Annotated in this window: 2 protein-coding genes and 1 pseudogene; all 3 read right to left on the reverse strand. The window is 72.0% G+C overall.

Annotated elements, in window-relative coordinates; genetic code table 11:
• Window positions 1-50 precede the first annotated feature (50 nt).
• Window positions 51-10,421: pseudogene (locus OG823_RS00750) on the reverse strand (type I polyketide synthase); the annotation flags it as partial.
• 98 nt (window positions 10,422-10,519) lie between these two features.
• Window positions 10,520-21,295, reverse strand: a complete 10,776-nt coding sequence (locus OG823_RS00755) for a type I polyketide synthase (protein ID WP_371476528.1) — start codon at window positions 21,293-21,295, stop codon at window positions 10,520-10,522.
• Between the two features lie 141 nt (window positions 21,296-21,436).
• Entirely contained in the window at window positions 21,437-22,651 is a 1,215-nt protein-coding gene (locus tag OG823_RS00760; RefSeq protein ID WP_371476530.1) for an NAD(P)/FAD-dependent oxidoreductase, read from the reverse strand.
• Window positions 22,652-22,656: the final 5 nt, after the last annotated feature.

The raw sequence follows: 22,656 nt of genomic DNA on the forward strand, positions 1-22,656 counted from the left end.
GCCGGGTGCGGAAGTTCCGCACCCGGCCCCGGGAAAGGACGGGCTACCGCTCAGTTCGAGGCACCGGGGAGCAATTCCTGTTCGAGGAATTCCGCGAGGGCCCCGCACGTCGGATTGCCGTAGACGAGCACCGCGGGCACCAGGAGGTCGGTCGCGGCCCGCAACCGGTTGCGCAGCTGGACGCCGCCGAGCGAGTCCAGGCCGAGGTGCTGCAGCGGCGTCGCCGGGTCCACGTCCGCGGCCCCGCCGTACCCGAGCACGGCCGCCGCCTGGCCGGTGACGAGCTCGACCAGCAACCTGCGCCGATCGGCGGGCTCGGCGCTCCGCAGCCGCGTCAGGAGCTGGGACGCGGACTCGGCGGGCGCCGTCGCGGCGCTACGCCGCACCTTGGGCACCAGCCCGGTGAGCAGCGCCGGCAGCTCGTCGGCCCCGGCCCGGTCCCGCAGGGCGGCCTGGTCCCAACGCACGGCGACCACGTGCGGCGCGCCCGCGGCGACCGCGGCGTCGAACACCGTCAGCGCTTGCTCCGTGGCCATCGCCAGCACGCCGCCGGCGCCGCGGATCCGCTCGACGCCCCCGGTGCCGAGGTGGCCGGTCATCCCGCTCTCCAGTGCCCACAGGCCCCAGGACACCGACTGGCCGGCCAGGCCCCGCGCCCGCCGGTGCACCGCCAACGCGTCCAGGAACGCGTTCGCCGCCGCGTAGTTGCCCTGGCCGGGCGCGCCCAGCACACCGGACAGCGAGGACACCACCGAGAACAGCCCGAGGTCGTGCCGTTCGGTCGCCTCGTGCAGGAACCACGCCGCATCGGCCTTCGCCGCCAGGACGCGGTCGATCCGCTCCGGAGTCAACGAACCGATCACACCGTCGTCCAGCACACCCGCCGCGTGCACCACACCACGCAGCTCGAACCCCTCCGGCACCGAGGCCACCAACCCGGCCACCGCCGCACGGTCCGACACGTCGCAGGCCACGACACGCACCACCGCACCGGCCGACTCCAGATCCGCCACCAGCTCCGCGACACCCCCGGCCGCCGCACCACGCCGCGACGCCAACACCACCGCACCAGCCCCGTACACCTCCACCAACCGCCGCGCCAACACACCACCCACGCCACCCGTCCCACCGGTCACGATCACCGCACCACCGGTCACCCCCGCAAGTTCCGCAGACGACTCGGGGTCGGCGGAGCTCGCCGCCTCGGTCGCCGCCGCCCGCACCAGGCGGGCCGCGTGCGCCACGCCGCCGCGCACCACCAGCTGCGGCTCACCGGTGACGGCCAGCGCCGCCAGGTCCTCCGCGGTGAGGTCGGCGTCAGCTTCCGCGTCGACCAGCACGATCCGGCCCGGATGCTCCGACTGCGCCGAACGCACCAGACCCCACACCGCGGAAGCCGCCACGTCCGCGACATCCTCACCCGGCAACGCCACCGCGCCCCTGGTCAGCACCACCAGCACGGAATCCGGCTGCTCCGAGGCGTTCAGGTGCGCCTGCACCGCAGCCAGAGCCGCGTGCGAGGCCGCGTGCACCGACGCCACCACCTCGGCACCCAGCTCCGACCTCCACTCCCACACGACCGGCACCGCCGCGTCCTGGTCCGCCGCTGCCGGCACCGGCGACCACGACACCTCGAACAGACCGTCCGGGGCCGCACCCGCCGCGGCGGCGGCCAGCGTCTTGCCCGAGACGGTCCTGGTCGCCAGCGAGGCGACGGTCAGCACCGGGGCGCCGGTCGCGTCCGCCACCTGGATCGCCAGGGCCTCCTCACCGACCGGGCTGATCCGCACCCGCACCGCGCCGGCGCCGACCGCGTGCAGCGACACGCCCTCCCACACGAACGGCACCCGGATCCCGTCGTCGGAGCCGGCGCCGCGGCCGGTTCCGGCGATCACCACGGCGTGCACCACGGCGTCCAGCAGGGCCGGGTGAACACCGAAACCGTCCGTCTTCACATCGGGTGCCAGTTCCACCTCCGCGAACACCTCGGCTCCCCGGCGCCAGGCCGCGCGCACGCCCCGGAACGCCGGGCCGTAGCCGTAGCCCGCGTCGGCCAGCGAGGTGTAGGCCGCTTCGACGTCGACCGCCCGCGCGCCCACCGGCGGCCACTTCTTCATGCCGAACACCGGCGGCCGCTCCGGGCCCTGCTCGGCCATCAGCGCCTGGGCGTAGAGCGTCCAGGCGCCGGCCGGGTCATCGGTCCGGCGTCCGTGGAACGACACCACGCGGTCGCCGACGGCGTCCGGCCCGGCGACGGTGACGTTCAGCTGGACGCCGCCGGACTCCGGCACGACCAGCGGCTGCTGCGAGGTCAGCTCCTTGAGGACCGGTCGACCCGCGCGCTCGCCGGCGTACAGGGCCAGCTCCACGAATGCGGCGCCGGGCATCAGCACGTGGCCGAGGACGCGGTGGTCGGCCAGCCAGCGCTGGGACCGCACCGACTCGCGGCCGGTGAGCAACAGGCCGTCCAGAGCCGGCAGTTCGATCTCCGCGCCGAGCATCGGGTGCTCGGCGCGACCCAGACCCGCTCCCCTGACGTCGCCGGAGCGGCCGCTCGCCTCGATCCAGTAACGGCGGCGCTGGAAGGCATAGGTGGGCAGGCCGACCGGCCGACCACCCTGCTGCCAGCGATGCCAGGACACCTCGCCGCCGGCCGTGTAGAGCTCGGCCGCCGAGCGCAGGAACCGCTCCAGGCCGCCCTCACCGCGCCGCAGCGTGCCGACGATGGCCATCCGGCCCACCGTCTCGCAGGTCTCCTCGATGCCAACGGTCAGCACCGGGTGGGCGCTGACCTCGACGAACGCGGTACGGCCGTCGCGGAGGGCGGCGCGGGTGGCATCCTCGAAACGCACCGTCTCGCGCAGGTTCTCGAACCAGTACTTCGCCGTCAGGGCGGAGGTGTCGAGGACGTCACCGTTCAGCGTCGAGTAGAACGGGACCTTCGAGGACTGCGGCGTCACCTCGGCCAGGTCGGCCAGCAGGCGCTCGCGCAGCACCTCCATCTTCGGGCCGTGCGACGGGTAGTCCACCGCGATCCGCCGGTACTTCACGCTCGCGCCGTCGAGCACCGCGAGGAACTCGTCGATCTCCGCGTCGGAACCCGAAACCACTGTCGTCGTCGGGTTATTCACGGCGGCGACAGCGATGCTGTTCCAGCCGCCGATGCGCTCCCGGACCGCGTCGGCCGGCAGCATCACCGACACCATCGTGCCGGTCCCCGCCACCTCGGTCAGCGCCCGCGAACGCAGCAGCACCACACGCGCCGCGTCCCGCAGGCTCAACGCACCGGCCACGTACGCGGCGGCGATCTCGCCCTGTGAGTGACCGATCACCGCGTCCGGCACCACACCGGCCGTCCGCCACACCGGCACCAGCGACACCATGATCGCGAACAGTACCGGCTGGATGACGTCCACCCGATCGATCTCGGCCGCTCCCGGCTCGCCGCGCACCACGTCCAGCAGCGACCAGTCCACGAACTCCGCGAACGCCTCCGCGCACCGCCTCAGCTCCGCAGCGAACTCCGGCGATCTGTCCAGCAGTTCACGGCCCATCCCGAGCCACTGCGAACCCTGACCCGGGAACACGAACACCGTCCCGGTCCCCGTCATCTGCACGGCGCCGGCCACCAGGGCGGCGTTCTCGCGTCCGGCGGCCAGATCGGCCAGCGCGGCCGCCAACTCGGCCCGATCGGACCCGCGCAGTACCGCCCGGTGCTCGAACACCGAACGCCGCGCCAACGCACCCGCCACGTCCGCCACCGTCACCGACTCCGACTCGTCGGCCTCCAACCACTCCACAACCGCCTGCGCCTGCGCCGCCAACGCCTCACGCGTCCGACCCGACACCACCCACACCGAAGCGTCCGGGGCCTGCTGCGACTCCTGCCCGGCGGGCCCCGCAACCTCGACGTCGGGCGCCTGCTGCGGATCCTGCTCGACAGGCTCCGAAACCTCCGGGGCCTGCTCCATGATCACGTGCGCGTTGGTGCCCGACAGACCGAACGAGGACACCGCCGCCCGCCTCGGACGCCCCACCTGCGGCCACACACGCTGCTCCGCCAGCAACTCCACCCGACCCGCCGACCAATCCACATGCGAGGACGGCACATCCACACCCAAGGTCCGCGGCAACACACCACGCCGCAACGCCTCCACCATCTTGATCACACCACCGACACCAGCCGCCGCCTGCGTATGACCCACATTCGACTTCAACGAACCCAACCACAACGGCTCAACCCCCACCGGCCGCTGACCATACGTCGCCAACAACGCCTGCGCCTCGATCGGATCACCCAGCACCGTCCCCGTGCCATGACCCTCCACCACATCCACATCACCCACACCGAGCCCCGCCGACGCCAACGCCGCCCGAATCACCCGCTGCTGCGACGGACCGTTCGGCGCCGTCAAACCATTCGACGCACCATCCTGATTCACCGCCGAACCAGCAACCACCGCCAACACCGAATGCCCCAACCGCCGCGCATCCGACAACCGCTCCAACACCACCACACCCGCACCCTCACCCCAACCAGTACCATCAGCGCCCTCCCCGAACGCCTTGCACCGACCATCCAAAGCCAGACCCCGCTGCCGCGAAAACTCCACAAACGTGTCCGCCGTCGCCATCACCGTCACACCACCGGCCAACGCCAGATCACACTCACCACCACGCAACGCCTGCACAGCCAGATGCAACGTCACCAACGACGACGAACACGCCGTGTCCACCGACACCGCCGGCCCCTCCAAACCCAACACATACGACACCCGACCGGAAACCACCGACCCCATCACACCGGCGCCGAAACCGCCCGAGTCGCCGTCCGGTTCGGCCTCCAGCTGGCGGTACTCCTGGGACATCACGCCGGAGAAGACGCCGGTGCGCGAACCACGTAGGTCGGCCGGGTCGATCCCGGCCCGCTCGAACGCCTCCCAGGACACCTCCAGCATCAACCGCTGCTGCGGGTCCATCGCCACCGCCTCGCGCGGCGAGATCCCGAAGAACCCCGCATCGAACCCGGCCACATCGGAGAGGAACGAGCCGCGCCGCACATAGGACTTGCCCACGGCATCCGGATCCGGGTCGAACAGGTCGTCCACGTCCCAGCCACGGTCCGCCGGGAAGTCGCCGATCCCGGACCCACCCGACCGCACCAGCTCCCACAACGCCTCCGGCGAATCCACACCCCCGGGGTAACGGCACGCCATCCCGACGACCACGATCGGGTCGGATCCCCCGTGCGCCGTCATCGAAACCGGCACCCGGGGAACCACGGCGGCCGAAGCGCCGTTCGACATCAGCCGGTTCAGGAGGAGATCCGCCAGGGCGGTCGCGTTCGGGTAGTCGAACACCAGCGACGCCGGGAGGCTCAGACCGGTCGCCTGCTGCAGCCGGTTGCGGACGTTGACGCCGCCGAGCGAGTCCAGGCCCAGGTCCTTGAACGCCGTGTTCGGGCCGACGGCCGTCGCGCTCTCATGTCCGAGGACGGTCGCTGCGGTAGACGACACCAGCTCGGTCAGCAGCCTGCGCTGCCCGGCCTCGTCGAGCGCGCGCAGCCTGGACTCCAGCTGCGACACCGACTCGCCCGAGGCGGCTGTACGGCGCACCGCCGGAACGAGCTCGGCCAGCATCGGCGTCAGCTCGCCGACCCCGGCCTGACGCCGCAGCGCCGGCAGGTCCCAGCGCACGGCGACGAGGTGTGCCGGGCCTCCGGCGACCGCGGCGTCGAACAGCTCCACGGCCTGAGCGGTGGTCAGCGGCACCACGCCGCTCGCGCGGACCCGCGCCGCCGCGTCGTCCGACAGTCGGCCGCCCATGCCGCCGATCTCGCCCCACAGGCCCCAGGACACCGACTGGCCGGCCAGGCCCCGCGCCCGCCGGTGCACCGCCAACGCGTCCAGGAAGGCGTTCGCCGCCGCGTAGTTGGCCTGGCCGGGCGCACCCAGCACACCGGACAGCGAGGACACCACCGAGAACAACTCCAGCGGTGCGTCAGCGGTCGCCTCGTGCAGGAACCACGCCGCATCAGCCTTCGCCGCCAGGACACGGTCGATCCGCTCCGGAGTCAACGAACCGACCACACCGTCATCCAACACACCCGCCGCGTGCACCACACCACGCAGCTCGAACCCCTCCGGCACCGAAGCCACCAACCCGGCCACCGCCGCACGGTCCGACACATCGCAGGCCACGACACGCACCACCGCACCAGCCGACTCCAAATCCGCCACCAGCTCCGCGACACCCCCGGCCGCCGCACCACGCCGCGACGCCAACACCACCGCACCAGCCCCGTGCTCCGCCACCAACCGCCGCGCCAACACACCACCCACACCACCGGTCCCACCGGTCACGATCACCGCACCACCCGCCAGCCCAGGCGCCTGCGCCTGCGCCACCACGGCCCGCGCCAGCCGAGCGGCACGCACCACCCCGCCCCGCACCACCAACTGCGGCTCACCGGACGCCACCAGAAGCGCGACATCCACCTCGGCGTCGGCATCGGCGTCGACCAGGATGAACCGACCCGGATGCTCCGACTGGACCGAGCGCACCAGACCCCACACCGCCGAGGCCGCCACGTCGACGACGTCCTCACCCGGCAACGCCACCGCGCCCCTGGTCACCGCGACCAGCACGGCATCCGGCCGGTCCGCAGAAGCAAGGTGCGCCTGCACCGCAGCCAGCGCCGCGTGCGAGGCCGCGTGCACCGACGCCACCACCTCGGCACCCTGCTCCGACCTCCACTCCCACACGACCGGCACCGCCGCACCCTGGTCCGCCGCTGCCGGCACCGGCGACCACGACACCTCGAACAGACCGTCCGCCACCGCGCTCGCCGCCGCGCTCAGCGCCTGCTGCGACACCGGGCGGCTCACCAGCGCGTCCACCGTCAGCACCAGCGCGCCGGTCTCGTCCGCCACCTGGATCGCGACGCCGTCGCTCCCGGCGGGCACGATCCGCGCCCGCACCGTGGATGCGCCGACCGCGTGCAGCTCGACACCCTCCCACAGAAAGGGAACCTCCACCTCCGCGTAGTCCGCGGCTCCGACCCCGAACAGCGGCGCGTGCACCACCGCGTCCAGCAGCGCCGGATGGACACCGAACCCGGCGGCGTCCGCTCCGGCCGGGAGGCCGATCTCCGCGAAGACCTCCGCCCCGCGCCGCCACACCGCCCGCACGCCCCGGAACACCGGCCCGTAGCCGTAGCCCGCATCGGCCAGCGACGCGTAGGCCGCTTCGACGTCCACCGGCTGCGCGCCCACCGGCGGCCACACCGACTCCGACCATCCATCCGCGTCGGCCGCCCCGCCCTCTTCGGCATCGGCCAGCACGCCTTGCGCATGCAGGATCCACTCGCCGTCGTCGCCGTCCGGCCGCGAATGAACCTCGACGGTGCGCCCGCCCGGACCCCCGGAATCGAGCTCGCCGACCACGACGTGGATCCGCAGCCCACCACACTCGGGCACCAGCAACGGAGCCGTCATCGCCAACTCCCGCACCACCGGCGACCCGACCTCGTCGCCGGCCCGCACCGCGAGCTCCACCAGTGCGGAGGCCGGCACCATCACATGCCCGAGCACCTCGTGATCGAGCAGCCACGGCTGCGCCGAGCGCGACACCTGCCCGGTCAGCACCACACCCGAGGACCCCGGCATAGCCACGACCGCACCGAGAATCGGGTGCCCAACGGCCACCAGCCCGGCGGCACTCACATCACCCACAGCCCGGGACGAGGACAACCAGTAACCGCTCCGCTGGAAGGCGTAGGTAGGAAGATCGACACGGCGGCCACCGGACTGCCAATCCCCCCAGGAGACCGGCACACCCGCCACGAACAACCGCCCCAACCCCCCGATCAACGCGGCCGACTCGCAACCCTGCCGACTCAGCAGCGACGCCACCACGATGCCGTCGGAGTCCCCGACGGCCTGCTCGACCGTGGCCTCGACCGCGGAGACGAGCGCGCCGGGGCCCAGCTCCACGAACCGCCGCACACCCCTGCCCTCCAAAAACCGCACGGCGTCAGCGAACCGCACCACCTCCCGGGCCTGCCGCACCCAGTACTCCGCCGAACCGTACCCACCCGCGAAGTCGGCTGCCTCACCCGTGAGCGTCGACACCAACGTGCAGCCCGGAACGGGCGCCGACACCGCGACCCGCCCCGCGACCCGCCCGAACTCCTCCAACACCGGCTCCAACAGCGGCGAATGGAACGCATGCGACACCACCAGCGGCTTCACCCGGCACCCCGCCGCCTCCAACAACTCGGTAGCCCGCTCCACCGCCCCCTCGTGCCCGGAGATCACCACCGAGTCCGGAGCGTTGACCGCGGCCGTCACTACCCACCCATAACTCGACCCAACCTGCCCCAGAATCCGCTCGACCAACTCCGGCGAACCCGAGACCGCCGCCATCACCCCACCCACGGCCCGCTGCATCACCCGACCACGCGCCACCACCAACCGAGCCGCGTCCTCCAACGACAACACACCCGCCACATGCGCGGCCGCCAACTCACCCACCGAGTGACCCACCACGAAATCGGCAGTCACACCACACCGCTCCAACACCCGGAACAACGCCACACCAACCGCGAACAACGCCGGCTGCGCGAACTCGGTCCGCTCCAGCAGACCACCGTCCGCACCCCACACCACATCCAACAACCGGTGCTCCCAGCACCGGTCCACCACCTCCGCCACCACCGCCAACTCCCGCGCGAAACCCGCATGCGCCCGCGCCAGATCACGCCCCATCCCCAACCACTGCGAACCCTGACCCGGAAACACGAACACCGTCCCGGTCCCGGTCCCCGTCATCTGCACGGCGCCGGCCACCAGGCCGGCGTTCTCCCCGCCTGCCGCCAAGTCAGCCAGCAAGGAAGTCAGTTCGGCCCGATCGGACCCGCGCAGCACGGCCCGGTGCTCGAACACCGAACGCCGCGCCAACGCACCCGCCACATCCGCCACCGTCACCGACTCCCGACCCACCCCGCCGAGCCAACCACCCAGCGCCTCAGCCTGCGCCCGCAGCGCCTCACCCGTCCGACCCGACAACACCCACACCGAAGCGTCCCGCTCCTGCCGAGGCTCCACCTCGACGGGCACCACCTCGACAGGCTCCGAAACCTCGGGCGCCTGCTCGATGATCACGTGCGCGTTGGTGCCCGACAGACCGAACGAGGACACCGCCGCCCGCCTCGGACGCCCCACCTCCGGCCACACACGCTGCTCCGCCAGCAACTCCACCCGACCCGCCGACCAATCCACATGCGAGGACGGCACATCCACACCCAAGGTCCGCGGCAACACACCACGCCGCAACGCCTCCACCATCTTGATCACACCACCGACACCAGCCGCCGCCTGCGTATGACCCACATTCGACTTCAACGAACCCAACCACAACGGCTCAACCCCCACCGGCCGCTGACCATACGTCGCCAACAACGCCTGCGCCTCGATCGGATCACCCAGCACCGTCCCCGTGCCATGACCCTCCACCACATCCACATCACCCACACCGAGCCCCGCCGACGCCAACGCCGCCCGAATCACCCGCTGCTGCGACGGACCGTTCGGCGCCGTCAAACCATTCGACGCACCATCCTGATTCACCGCCGAACCAGCAACCACCGCCAACACCGAATGCCCCAACCGCCGCGCATCCGACAACCGCTCCAACACCACCACACCCGCACCCTCACCCCAACCAGTACCATCAGCGCCCTCCCCGAACGCCTTGCACCGACCATCCAGAGCCAGACCCCGCTGCCGCGAAAACTCCACAAACGTGTCCGCCGTCGCCATCACCGTCACACCACCGGCCAACGCCAGATCACACTCACCACCACGCAACGCCTGCACAGCCAGATGCAACGTCACCAACGACGACGAACACGCCGTGTCCACCGACACCGCCGGCCCCTCCAAACCCAACACATACGACACCCGACCGGAAACCACCGCCTCCATCACACCGGCGCCGAAACCATCCAGGGCATCGACCGCCGCATAACGGCCGTAGTCGTGGCCCATGACACCCGCGAACACACCGGTGCGCGAACCACGCAGAGCAACCGGGTCGATGCCCGCCCGCTCGAACGCCTCCCAGGACACCTCCAGCATCAACCGCTGCTGCGGGTCCATCGCCACCGCCTCGGCCGGCGAGATCCCGAAAAACCCGGCATCGAACCCCGCCACGTCCGCAAGGAAACCACCACGCCGCACATAGGACCTGCCCACGGCCTCCGGATCCGGGTCGAACAGGGACTCGACGTCCCAGCCACGGTCCGCCGGGAAGTCGCCGATCCCGTCCCCACCCGACCGCACCAACTCCCACAACGCCTCCGGCGACTCCACACCCCCCGGATAACGGCACGCCATCCCCACCACCACGACCGGGTCCGAGTTCTTCGCCAACAGGCGCTCGTTCTCGGCCCGAACGGTCTCGACCTCAAGCAGCGAGTTCCGCAGAGCCTCAACGAGCTTCTCTTCGCGAGTCGCCATCAGTTGTCACTCTTCCTGTCGTGAGAGATGCCGAGTCCCATGTCGATCAGTGCGTCGATGTCCAGTTCCTTGATGGACTCGCGCCGCTCCTGCGAGCCGGTCCCGTCGGCATCGGACGCGGCGTCCGGGCCGCCCGCGCCGTCGGACCAGTCTCGCTGTGCTTCGGCGAGCTTCGACAGGCGCTCGAGGAGCGCCGCGTCGCCGGGCCTGGTCGGCGTCACCGACCGCAGCAGCCGCCGGACCTCCGCCAGCTGGTCCCCCGCGGTCTCGGTCCCGGTGGCGGAGCCGTCCGACACGAGCTGCTCCAGCAGGAACCCGGCCAGGGCGGTCACATTGGGGTAGTCGAACACCAGCGACGCCGGGAGGCTCCGGCCGGTCGCGACCCGCAACCGGTCACGAACCCCGATGCCGCCCAGGGAATCCAGACCCAGGTCCTTGAAGGCCGCGTTCGGGCCGACGGCCGCAGCGTCGGCGTGGCCGAGCACCGAGGCGACGGTCGAGGCCACCAGGTCGATCAGCAGCTTGCGGCGGCCCGCGACGTCGAGCGCGCGTAGCCGGGACTCCAGCTGCGACACCGACTCGCCCGAGGCTGCTGTGCGGCGCACCGCCGGAACGAGCTCGGCCAGCATCGGCGTCAGCTCGCCGACCCCGGCCTGACGCCGCAGCGCCGGCAGGTCCCAGCGCACGGCGACGAGGTGCGCCTGGCCTCCGGCGACCGCGGCGTCGAACAGCTCCACGGCCTGAGCGGTGGTCAGCGGCACCACGCCGCTCGCGCGGACCCGCGCCGCGGCCACGTCCGACAGTCGGCCGCCCATGCCGCCGACCTCGCCCCACAGGCCCCAGGACACCGACTGGCCGGCCAGGCCCCGCGCCCGCCGGTGCACCGCCAACGCGTCCAGGAACGCGTTCGCCGCCGCGTAGTTGGCCTGGCCGGGCGCACCCAGCACACCGGACAGCGAGGACACCACCGAGAACAGCTCCAGCGGTGCGTCAGCGGTCGCCTCGTGCAGGAACCACGCCGCATCGGCCTTCGCCGCCAGGACGCGGTCGATCCGCTCCGGAGTCAGCGAACCGATCACACCGTCGTCCAGCACACCCGCCGCGTGCACCACACCACGCAGCTCGAACCCCTCCGGCACCGAGGCCACCAACCCGGCCACCGCCGCACGGTCCGACACGTCGCAGGCCACGACACGCACCACCGCACCAGCCGACTCCAGATCCGCCACCAGCTCCGCGACACCCCCGGCCGCCGCACCACGCCGCGACGCCAACACCACCGCACCAGCCCCGTGCTCCGCCACCAACCGCCGCGCCAACACACCACCCACGCCACCCGTCCCACCGGTCACGATCACCGCACCACCCGCCAGCCCAGACGCCTGCGCCTGCGCCTGCGCCACCACAGCCCGCACCAGCCGAGCGGCACGCACCACCCCGCCGCGCACCACCAACTGCGGCTCACCGGAAGCCACCAGAAGCGCAACGTCCACCTCGGCCTCGGCATCGGCGTCGACCAGGACGAACCGACCCGGATGCTCCGACTGGACCGAACGCACCAGACCCCACACCGCCGAAGCCGCCACGTCCGCGACATCCTCACCCGGCAACGCCACCGCACCCCTGGTCACCGCGACCAGCACGGCATCCGGCCGGTCCGCGGAGTCCAGGTGCGTCTGCACCGTCGCCAGCGCCTCCCGCGTCGCCGTGTGCAGCGAAGCGACCGGGTCCGCTCCCGGCTCGGAACGCCACTCCCACACCGTCACCTGCGGCGCCACGGCCGGCGTGGACTCCGCGGTCACCGGCGACCACGACACCTCGAACAGGCCGTCCGGCGCCGTGCTCGCCGCCGCGCTCAGCGCCTGCTGCGACACCGGGCGGGTCACCAGCGAGGCGACGGTCAGCACCGGCGCACCGGTCTCGTCGACGACCCGCACGGTCGCCGCGCCCGCCCCGACCGGGCTGATCCACACCCGCACGGTCGAGGCGCCGACCGCGTGCAAGGTGGCGTCCTCCCACAGGAAGGGGATCTGCGCGCCGTCCGAGCCTGAGTCCGGGCCCGGGTCGGTGTCGGAATCCACCGCGGCCAGCAGCGGCGCGTGCACCACCGCGTCCAGCAGCGCCGGATGGATCCCGAACGCCCCGCCGTCGAGCGCCGGGGCCAGGCCCACCTCCGCGAAGACGTCCTCCCCGCGCCGCCACACCGCACGGACGCCCCGGAACGCCGGGCCGTAGCCGTAGCCCGCATCGGCCAGCGACGCGTAGGCCGCTTCGACGTCCACCGGCTGCGCGCCCACCGGCGGCCACACCGACTCCGACCATCCATCCGCGTCGGCCGCCCCGCCCTCTTCGGCATCGGCCAGCACGCCTTGCGCATGCAGGATCCACTCGCCGTCGTCGCCGTCCGGCCGCGAATGAACCTCGACGGTGCGCCCGCCCGGACCCCCGGAATCGAGCTCGCCGACCACGACGTGGATCCGCAGCCCACCACGCTCGGGCACCAGCAACGGAGCCGTCATCGCCAACTCCCGCACCACCGGGGACCCGACCTCGTCGCCGGCCCGCACCGCGAGCTCCACCAGTGCGGAGGCCGGCACCATCACATGCCCGAGCACCTCGTGATCGAGCAGCCACGGCTGCGCCGAGCGCGACACCTGCCCGGTCAGCACCACACCCGAGGACCCCGGCATGGCCACGACCGCACCGAGAATCGGGTGCCCGACGGCCACCAGCCCGGCGGCACTCACATCACCCACGGCCCGGGACGAGGACAACCAGTAACCGCTCCGCTGGAAGGCGTAGGTGGGAAGATCGACACGGCGGCCACCGGACTGCCAATCCCCCCAGGAGACCGGCACACCCGCCACGAACAGGCGCCCCAACCCCCCGATCAACGCGGCCGACTCGCAACCCTGCCGACTCAGCAGCGACGCCACCACGATGCCGTCGGAGTCCCCGACGGCCTGCTCGACCGTGGCCTCGACCGCGGAGACGAGCGCGCCGGGGCCCAGCTCCACGAACCGCCGCACACCCCTGCCCTCCAAAAACCGCACGGCGTCAGCGAACCGCACCACCTCCCGGGCCTGCCGCACCCAGTACTCCGCCGAACCGTACCCACCCCCGAAATCCGCTGCCTCCCCGGTCAACGTCGACACCAACGTGCAACCCGCAACAGGCACCGACACCGCGACCCGCCCCGCGACCCGCCCGAACTCCTCCAACACCGGCTCCAGCAAAGGCGAATGGAACGCCTGCGACACCACCAGCGGCTTCACCCGGCACCCCGCCGCCTCCAACAGCCCCGACGCCGCCCCCACCGCCGCAACCGTCCCCGAGACCACCACCGACCCCGGCCCGTTCACCGCCGCGACCACCACCGGCCCCAACTCCGACGCGACCTGCCCGAGAACCTCCTCGACCAACTCCGGCGAACCCGAGACCGCCGCCATCACCCCACCCACGGCCCGCTGCATCACCCGACCACGCGCCACCACCAACCGAGCCGCGTCCTCCAACGACAACACACCCGCCACATGCGCGGCCGCCAACTCACCCACCGAGTGACCCACCACGAAATCGGCAGTCACACCACACCGCTCCAACACCCGGAACAACGCCACACCAACCGCGAACAACACCGGCTGCGCGAACTCGGTCCGCTCCAGCAGACCACCGTCCGCACCCCACACCACATCCAACAACCGGTGCCCCCAGCACCGGTCCACCACCTCCGCCACCACCGCCAACTCCCGCGCGAAACCCGCATGCGCCCGCGCCAGACCACGCCCCATCCCCAACCACTGCGACCCCTGACCCGGAAACACGAACACCGTCCCGGTCCCGGTCCCCGTCATCTGCACGGCGCCGTCCACCAGGGCGGCGTTCTCACGTCCGGCGGCCAGATCGGCCAGCGCGGCCGCCAACTCCCCACGGTCCGCGCCCTGGACGACAGCCCGGTGCTCGAACACCGAACGCCGCGCCAACGCACCCGCCACGTCCGCCACCGTCACCGACTCCGACTCGTCGGCCTCCAACCACTCCACAACCGCCTGCGCCTGCGCCGCCAACGCCTCACGCGTCCGACCCGACACCACCCACACCGAAGCGCCCGGGACCTGCTGCGACTCCTGCCCGGCGGGCCCCGCAACCTCGACGTCGGGCGCCTGCTGCGACTCCTGCTCGACAGGCTCCGCAACCTCGACGTCGGGAGCCTGCTCGATGATCACGTGCGCGTTGGTGCCCGACAGACCGAACGAGGACACCGCCGCCCGCCTCGGACGCCCCACCTCCGGCCACACACGCTGCTCCGCCAGCAACTCCACCCGACCCGCCGACCAATCCACATGCGAGGACGGCACATCCACACCCAAAGTCCGCGGCAACACACCACGCCGCAACGCCTCCACCATCTTGATCACACCACCGACACCAGCCGCCGCCTGCGTATGACCCACATTCGACTTCAACGAACCCAACCACAACGGCTCAACCCCCACCGGCCGCTGACCATACGTCGCCAACAACGCCTGCGCCTCGATCGGATCACCCAGCACCGTCCCCGTGCCATGACCCTCCACCACATCCACATCACCCACACCGAGCCCCGCCGACGCCAACGCCGCCCGAATCACCCGCTGCTGCGACGGACCGTTCGGCGCCGTCAAACCATTCGACGCACCATCCTGATTCACCGCCGAACCAGCAACCACCGCCAACACCGAATGCCCCAACCGCCGCGCATCCGACAACCGCTCCAACACCACCACACCCGCACCCTCACCCCAACCAGTACCATCAGCGCCCTCCCCGAACGCCTTGCACCGACCATCCAAAGCCAGACCCCGCTGCCGCGAAAACTCCACAAACGTGTCCGCCGTCGCCATCACCGTCACACCACCGGCCAACGCCAGATCACACTCACCACCACGCAACGCCTGCACAGCCAGATGCAACGTCACCAACGACGACGAACACGCCGTGTCCACCGACACCGCCGGCCCCTCCAAACCCAACACATACGACACCCGACCGGAAACCACCGCCTCCATCACACCGGCGCCGAAACCATCCAGGGCATCGACCGCCGCATAACGGCCGTAATCGTGACCCATGACACCCGCGAACACACCGGTGCGCGAACCACGCAGAGCAACCGGGTCGATGCCCGCCCGCTCGAACGCCTCCCAGGACACCTCCAGCATCAACCGCTGCTGCGGGTCCATCGCCACCGCCTCGGCCGGCGAGATCCCGAAAAACCCGGCATCGAACCCCGCCACGTCCGCAAGGAAACCACCACGCCGCACATAGGACTTGCCCACGGCCTCCGGATCCGGATCGAACAGGGACTCCACGTCCCAGCCGCGGTCCGCCGGGAAGTCACCGGTCCCGTCCCCACCCGACCGCACCAGCTCCCACAACGCCTCCGGCGAATCCACGCCCCCGGGATAACGGCACGCCATCCCCACCACCACGACCGGGTCCGTTCCCGTCAGGGCGGCGGCCGGCGCGGGTACGGTAGGGGCTGCGGCCTGCGTACGGCTGTCGGGCAGCAGCCGGTCGAGCAGGAGGTCGGCCAGTACGGCGGAGTTCGGGTAGTCGAAGACCAGCGACGCCGGGAGGGACAGCCCGGAGGCCGTCTGCAGGCGGTTGCGGACGTTGACGCCGCCGAGCGAGTCCAGGCCGAGGTCCTTGAACGCCGTGTCGGGGCCGATCGCGCGAGCGTCGGCGTGCCCCAGGACGGCGGCCACGTGGGAGGCCACGAGCTCGACCAGCAGCTTGCGGCGGCCGGCGACATCGAGCGCGCGCAGCCGGGACTCCAGCTGCGACACCGACTCGCCCGAGGCTGCCGAGCGGCGCACCGCCGGGACCAGGCCGCTCAGTACGGGAGGTAGCTCACCGACCCCGGCCTGACGCCGCAGCGCGGCCAGGTCCCAGCGCACGCCGACCAGGTGTGCGGCGCCGCCGGACAGCGCGGCGTCGAACAGTTCCACCGCCTGTTCACGGGACAGCGGCAGCACACCGCCGGCGCGGATCCGGGCCGCCTCCTCGGCGTCGAGCCGATCGCCCATGCCGCCGGTACCACCGGCGCCCCACAGGCCCCAGGACACCGACTGGCCGGCCAGGCCCCGCGCCCGCCGGTGCACCGCCAACGCGTCCAGGAACGCGTTCGCCGCCGCGTAGTTGGCCTGGCCGGGCGCACCCAGCACACCGGACAGCGAGGACACCACCGAGAACAGCTCCAGCGGTGCGTCAGCGGTCGCCTCGTGCAGGAACCACGCCGCATCGGCCTTCGCCGCCAGGACGCGGTCGATCCGCTCCGGAGTCAGCGAACCGATCACACCGTCGTCCAGCACACCCGCCGCGTGCACCACACCACGCAGCTCGAACCCCTCCGGCACCGAGGCCACCAACCCGGCCACCGCCGCACGGTCCGACACGTCGCAGGCCACGACACGCACCACCGCACCAGCCGACTCCAGATCCGCCACCAGCTCCGCGACACCCCCGGCCGCCGCACCACGCCGCGACGCCAACACCACCGCACCAGCCCCGTGCTCCGCCACCAACCGCCGCGCCAACACACCACCCACGCCACCCGTCCCACCGGTCACGATCACCGCACCACCGGTCACCCCCGCAAGTTCCGCAGACGACTCGGGGTCGGCGGAGTCCGCCGCCTCGGTCGCCGCCGCCCGCACCAGGCGGGCCGCGTGCGCCACGCCGCCGCGCACCACCAGCTGCGGCTCACCGGAAGCCACCAGAAGCGCAACGTCCACCTCGGCGCCAGCTTCCGCGTCCACCAGCACGATCCGGCCCGGATGCTCCGACTGCGCCGAGCGCACCAAGCCCCACACCGCGGAAGCCGCCACGTCCGCGACATCCTCACCCGGCAACGCCACCGCGCCCCTGGTCAGCACCGCCAGCACGGAATCCGGCTGCTCCGAGGCGTTCAGGTGCGCCTGCACCGCAGCCAGCGCCGCGTGCGAGGCCGCGTGCACCGACGCCACCACCTCGGCACCCAGCTCCGACCTCCACTCCCACACGACCGGCACCGCCGCACCCTGGTCCGCCGCTGCCGGCACCGGCCACCACGACACCTCGAACAGACCGTCCGGCACCGCGCTCGCCGCCGCGCTCAGCGCCTGCCGCGACACCGGGCGAGTCACCAGCGCGTCCACCGTCAGCACCAGCGCGCCGGTCTCGTCCGCCACCTGGATCGCGACGCCATCGCTCCCGGCGGGCACGATCCGCGCCCGCACCGTGGAGGCGCCGACCGCGTGCAGCTCGACACCCTCCCACAGAAAGGGAACCTGCACCTCCGCGCAGTCCGCGGCTCCGACCCCGAGCAGCGGCGCGTGCACCACCGCGTCCAGCAGCGCCGGATGGACACCGAACCCGGCGGCGTCCGCTCCGGCCGGGAGGCCGATCTCCGCGAAGACCTCCGCCCCGCGCCGCCACACCGCCCGCACGCCCCGGAAGACCGGCCCGTAGCCGTAGCCCGCATCGGCCAGCGACGCGTAGCCGCTCTCCACGTCGACGGACCGGGCGCCGGTCGGCGGCCACTCCGGCTCCGCCCACGCCGCGGCGCTCGTCCGAGCCTGGGCGAGGAAGCCCTGCGCGTGCAGCACCCACGAGCTCTGCGCACCGGGCCGCGAGTGGATCTCCACAGTCCGCAGGCCGGCCGCGTCGGGCTCGCCGACCTGGACCTGGACCGCCACCGGGCCCTGCTCGGGCACCAGCAACGGAGCCGTCATCGCCAACTCCCGCACCACCGGGGACCCGACCTCGTCGCCGGCCCGCACCGCGAGCTCCACCAGTGCGGAGGCCGGCACCATCACATGCCCGAGCACCTCGTGATCGAGCAGCCACGGCTGCGCCGAGCGCGACACCTGCCCGGTCAGCACCACACCCGAGGACCCCGGCATAGCCACGACCGCACCGAGAATCGGGTGCCCGACGGCCACCAACCCGGCGGCACTCACATCACCCACAGCCCGGGACGAGGACAACCAGTAACCGCTCCGCTGGAAGGCGTAGGTAGGAAGATCGACACGGCGGCCACCGACCTGCCAATCCCCCCAGGAGACCGGCACACCCGCCACGAACAACCGCCCCAACCCCCCGATCAACGCGGCCGACTCGCAACCCTGCCGACTCAGCAGCGACGCCACCACGATGCCGTCGGAATCCTCGACGGCCTGCTCAACCGTGGCCTCGACCGCGGAGACGAGCGCGCCGGGGCCCAGCTCCACGAACCGCCGCACACCCCTGCCCTCCAAAAACCGCACGGCGTCAGCGAACCGCACCACCTCCCGGGCCTGCCGCACCCAGTACTCCGCCGAACCGTACCCACCCCCGAAGTCGGCTGCCTCACCCGTCAACGTCGACACCAACGTGCAACCCGCAACAGGCACCGACACCGCGACCCGCCCCGCGATCCGCCCGAACTCCTCCAACACCGGCTCCAACAGCGGCGAATGGAACGCCTGCGACACCACCAGCGGCTTCACCCGGCACCCCGCCGCCTCCAACAGCCCCGACGCCGCCCCCACCGCCGCAACCGTCCCCGAGACCACCACCGACCCCGGCCCGTTCACCGCCGCGACCACCACCGGCCCCAACTCCGACGCGACCTGCCCGAGAACCTCCTCGACCAACTCCGGCGAACCCGAGACCGCCGCCATCACCCCACCCACGGCCCGCTGCATCACCCGACCACGCGCCACCACCAACCGAGCCGCGTCCTCCAACGACAACACACCCGCCACATGCGCGGCCGCCAACTCACCCACCGAGTGACCCACCACGAAATCGGCAGTCACACCACACCGCTCCAACACCCGGAACAACGCCACACCAACCGCGAACAACGCCGGCTGCGCGAACTCGGTCCGCTCCAACAGACCACCGTCCGCACCCCACACCACATCCAACAACCGGTGCTCCCAGCACCGGTCCACCACCTCCGCCACCACCGCCAACTCCCGCGCGAAACCCGCATGCGCCCGCGCCAGATCACGCCCCATCCCGAGCCACTGCGAACCCTGACCCGGAAACACGAACGCCGTCCCGCCCCCCGCGCTCCGCACCGCCCCGGCCACCAGGGCGGCGTTCTCACGTCCGGCGGCCAAATCGGCCAGCGCGGCCGCCAACTCCCCACGGTCCGCGCCCTGGACGACAGCCCGGTGCTCGAACACCGAACGCCGCGCCAGCGCACCCGCCACGTCCGCCACCGTCACCGACTCCGACTCGTCGGCCTCCAACCACTCCACAACCGCCTGCGCCTGCGCCGCCAGCGCCTCACGCGTCCGACCCGACACCACCCACACCGAAGCGCCCGGGACCTGCTGCGGCTCCTGCCCGGCGGGCTCCGCAACCTCGACGTCGGGCGCCTGCTCGATGATCACGTGCGCGTTGGTGCCCGACAGACCGAACGAGGACACCGCCGCCCGCCTCGGACGCCCCACCTCCGGCCACACACGCTGCTCCGCCAGCAACTCCACCCGACCCGCCGACCAATCCACATGCGAGGACGGCACATCCACACCCAAGGTCCGCGGCAACACACCACGCCGCAACGCCTCCACCATCTTGATCACACCACCGACACCGGCCGCCGCCTGCGTATGACCCACATTCGACTTCAACGAACCCAACCACAACGGCTCAACCCCCACCGGCCGCTGACCATACGTCGCCAACAACGCCTGCGCCTCGATCGGATCACCCAGCACCGTCCCCGTGCCATGACCCTCCACCACATCCACATCACCCACACCGAGCCCCGCCGACGCCAACGCCGCCCGAATCACCCGCTGCTGCGACGGACCGTTCGGCGCCGTCAAACCATTCGACGCACCATCCTGATTCACCGCCGAACCAGCAACCACCGCCAACACCGAATGCCCCAACCGCCGCGCATCCGACAACCGCTCCAACACCACCACACCCGCACCCTCACCCCAACCAGTACCATCAGCGCCCTCCCCGAACGCCTTGCACCGACCATCCAAAGCCAGACCCCGCTGCCGCGAGAACTCCACAAACGTGTCCGCCGTCGCCATCACCGTCACACCACCGGCCAACGCCAGATCACACTCACCACCACGCAACGCCTGCGCAGCCAGATGCAACGTCACCAACGACGACGAACACGCCGTGTCCACCGACACCGCCGGCCCCTCCAAACCCAACACATACGACACCCGACCGGAGACCACGGCCTCCATCACACCGGTGCCGAAGCCCTCGGCGCCGTCGCCGGACGCGCTGCGGCCGTAATCGTGGCCCATGACGCCCGCGAACACACCGGTGCGCGAGCCGCGCAGGCCCAGCGGATCGATCCCGGCCCGCTCGAACGCCTCCCAGGACACCTCCAGCATCAACCGCTGCTGCGGGTCCATCGCCACCGCCTCGGCCGGCGAGATCCCGAAGAACCCGGCATCGAACCCGGCCAGGTCGGGCAGGAACCCGCCGCGCCGGACGTACGTCTTGCCCAACGCCTCCGGGTCCGGGTCGAACAGGGACTCGACGTCCCAGCCGCGGTCCGCCGGGAAGTCACCGGTCCCGTCCCCACCCGACCGCACCAGCTCCCACAACGCCTCCGGCGAATCCACGCCCCCGGGATAACGGCACGCCATCCCCACCACCACGACCGGGTCGGAGTTCTTCGCGGTCAGCTCGGCGTTGCGCCGCCGCAGCGCCGCGACCTCCTTCGCCGCACGGCGAAGCGCGCCGACGAGGTCTTCGTTGGAGGCACCCACGGAAGCAGCCACAGCGAGCTCCATCTCCGAGATCAGGGGGGACAGGGGTTCGGGAAGTCAGGGACGAGGAGCGCCGGCACAGCCGAACGGCGGCTGCCCCGGCCGTGCCCGCGGGTGGTCCCGGGGCACGGTCGGAGCGGCCGCCGTCGCGGGTCAGGGCAGCTGGTTCGTCCACTCCGAGGAGGTGGGCAACTGCGCCACCACGTCGGGGGTGAAGAACTCGGTCTTGTCGATGAGTCCGGCGACCATCGCGAAGTAGCGGCCGGTCAGTTCCGGGGACCGCTCAACGACCCGCAGCAGCGCGACCCGGGAGTCGGTGATGCGCAGCCGGGCCAGGTCCAGGGTCGCCTGGTAGGGGGCCCTGAGCGTGTCGTACATCTCCTTGGAGTATCCGGCCAGGCAGGTGTCCACTCCGGCGGTGTCCTCCAGGTCCTGTCCGTACAGCGCGTCGGCGAGCAGCTGGACCTCGGTCAGCGCGTTGGTGATGCCGCGGGCCGTGATCGAGTCGCAGTGGTGCGCGGCGTCGCCGACCAGGGCCCAGCCGGGGCCGTCCGCGTGGCGGAAGAAGTTCTGCTGGTTGCCGGTGCCGATCAGGCCCTCGACCCGCTCGGCACCGGCCAGCATCTCGTGCAGGTCGGGGGCGTTGCGTTCGACGGTCGACAGGTGGGCGGCCAGCGGCTCCTGCCGGATCTGCGTGAAGCGGTCCTGCGGGAAGTACGTCGCCACCATCGTGACGCCGTCATGGGTGGGGATGCGGGCGATCCAGCTGTCCGGCCGCTCGTGGTAGCCGAAGCCGGTCTCCAGGCCCTGCCAGCAGGTGTAGTACACGCAGCTGGCCAGCCGGTCGGCCGACCGGAAGGGCGCGTCGACCAGGCTCGCCACGCGGGAGTTCTGGCCGTCGGCGCCGATCACCAGGCGGGCCGGGATCGACTCCGGCCCGTCGGGGCCGGTGACCTCGACGCCCGTCACCCGGTCGCCGTCGCGGAGCAGCGCCCGCACGTTCGTCCGGTCGCGGAACTGGGCGCCCGCCTCGACGGCCGCGCGCACGATCAGGCCGTCCAGCACCCGGCGGCGCGGCGCGTAGGCGAACGCGGAGTACGGCGTCGTCGGGGTCGGCGCGGTGATCCGCAGCCCGGCCACGTCGTAGGTCACCGTGTCCAGCGCCGGGCAGCCCGAGGCGACGATCGCGTCGAGCAGCCCCCACCGGGCGAGCAGCGCCACGCCCGGCGGCTGGATGTACAGGGTGGACATGATGTCCGACGGGAACTCCATGCGGTCGACGAGCAGCACCTTGCGGCCCTGGCGGGCCAACAGGAGCGCCGCGGACGCCCCGGCGGGGCGCGCGCCGACGATTACGACGTCATACACGGCGC

The sequence above is a fragment of the Kitasatospora sp. NBC_00315 genome (genome assembly GCF_041435095.1).
GTDB lineage: Bacteria > Actinomycetota > Actinomycetes > Streptomycetales > Streptomycetaceae > Kitasatospora.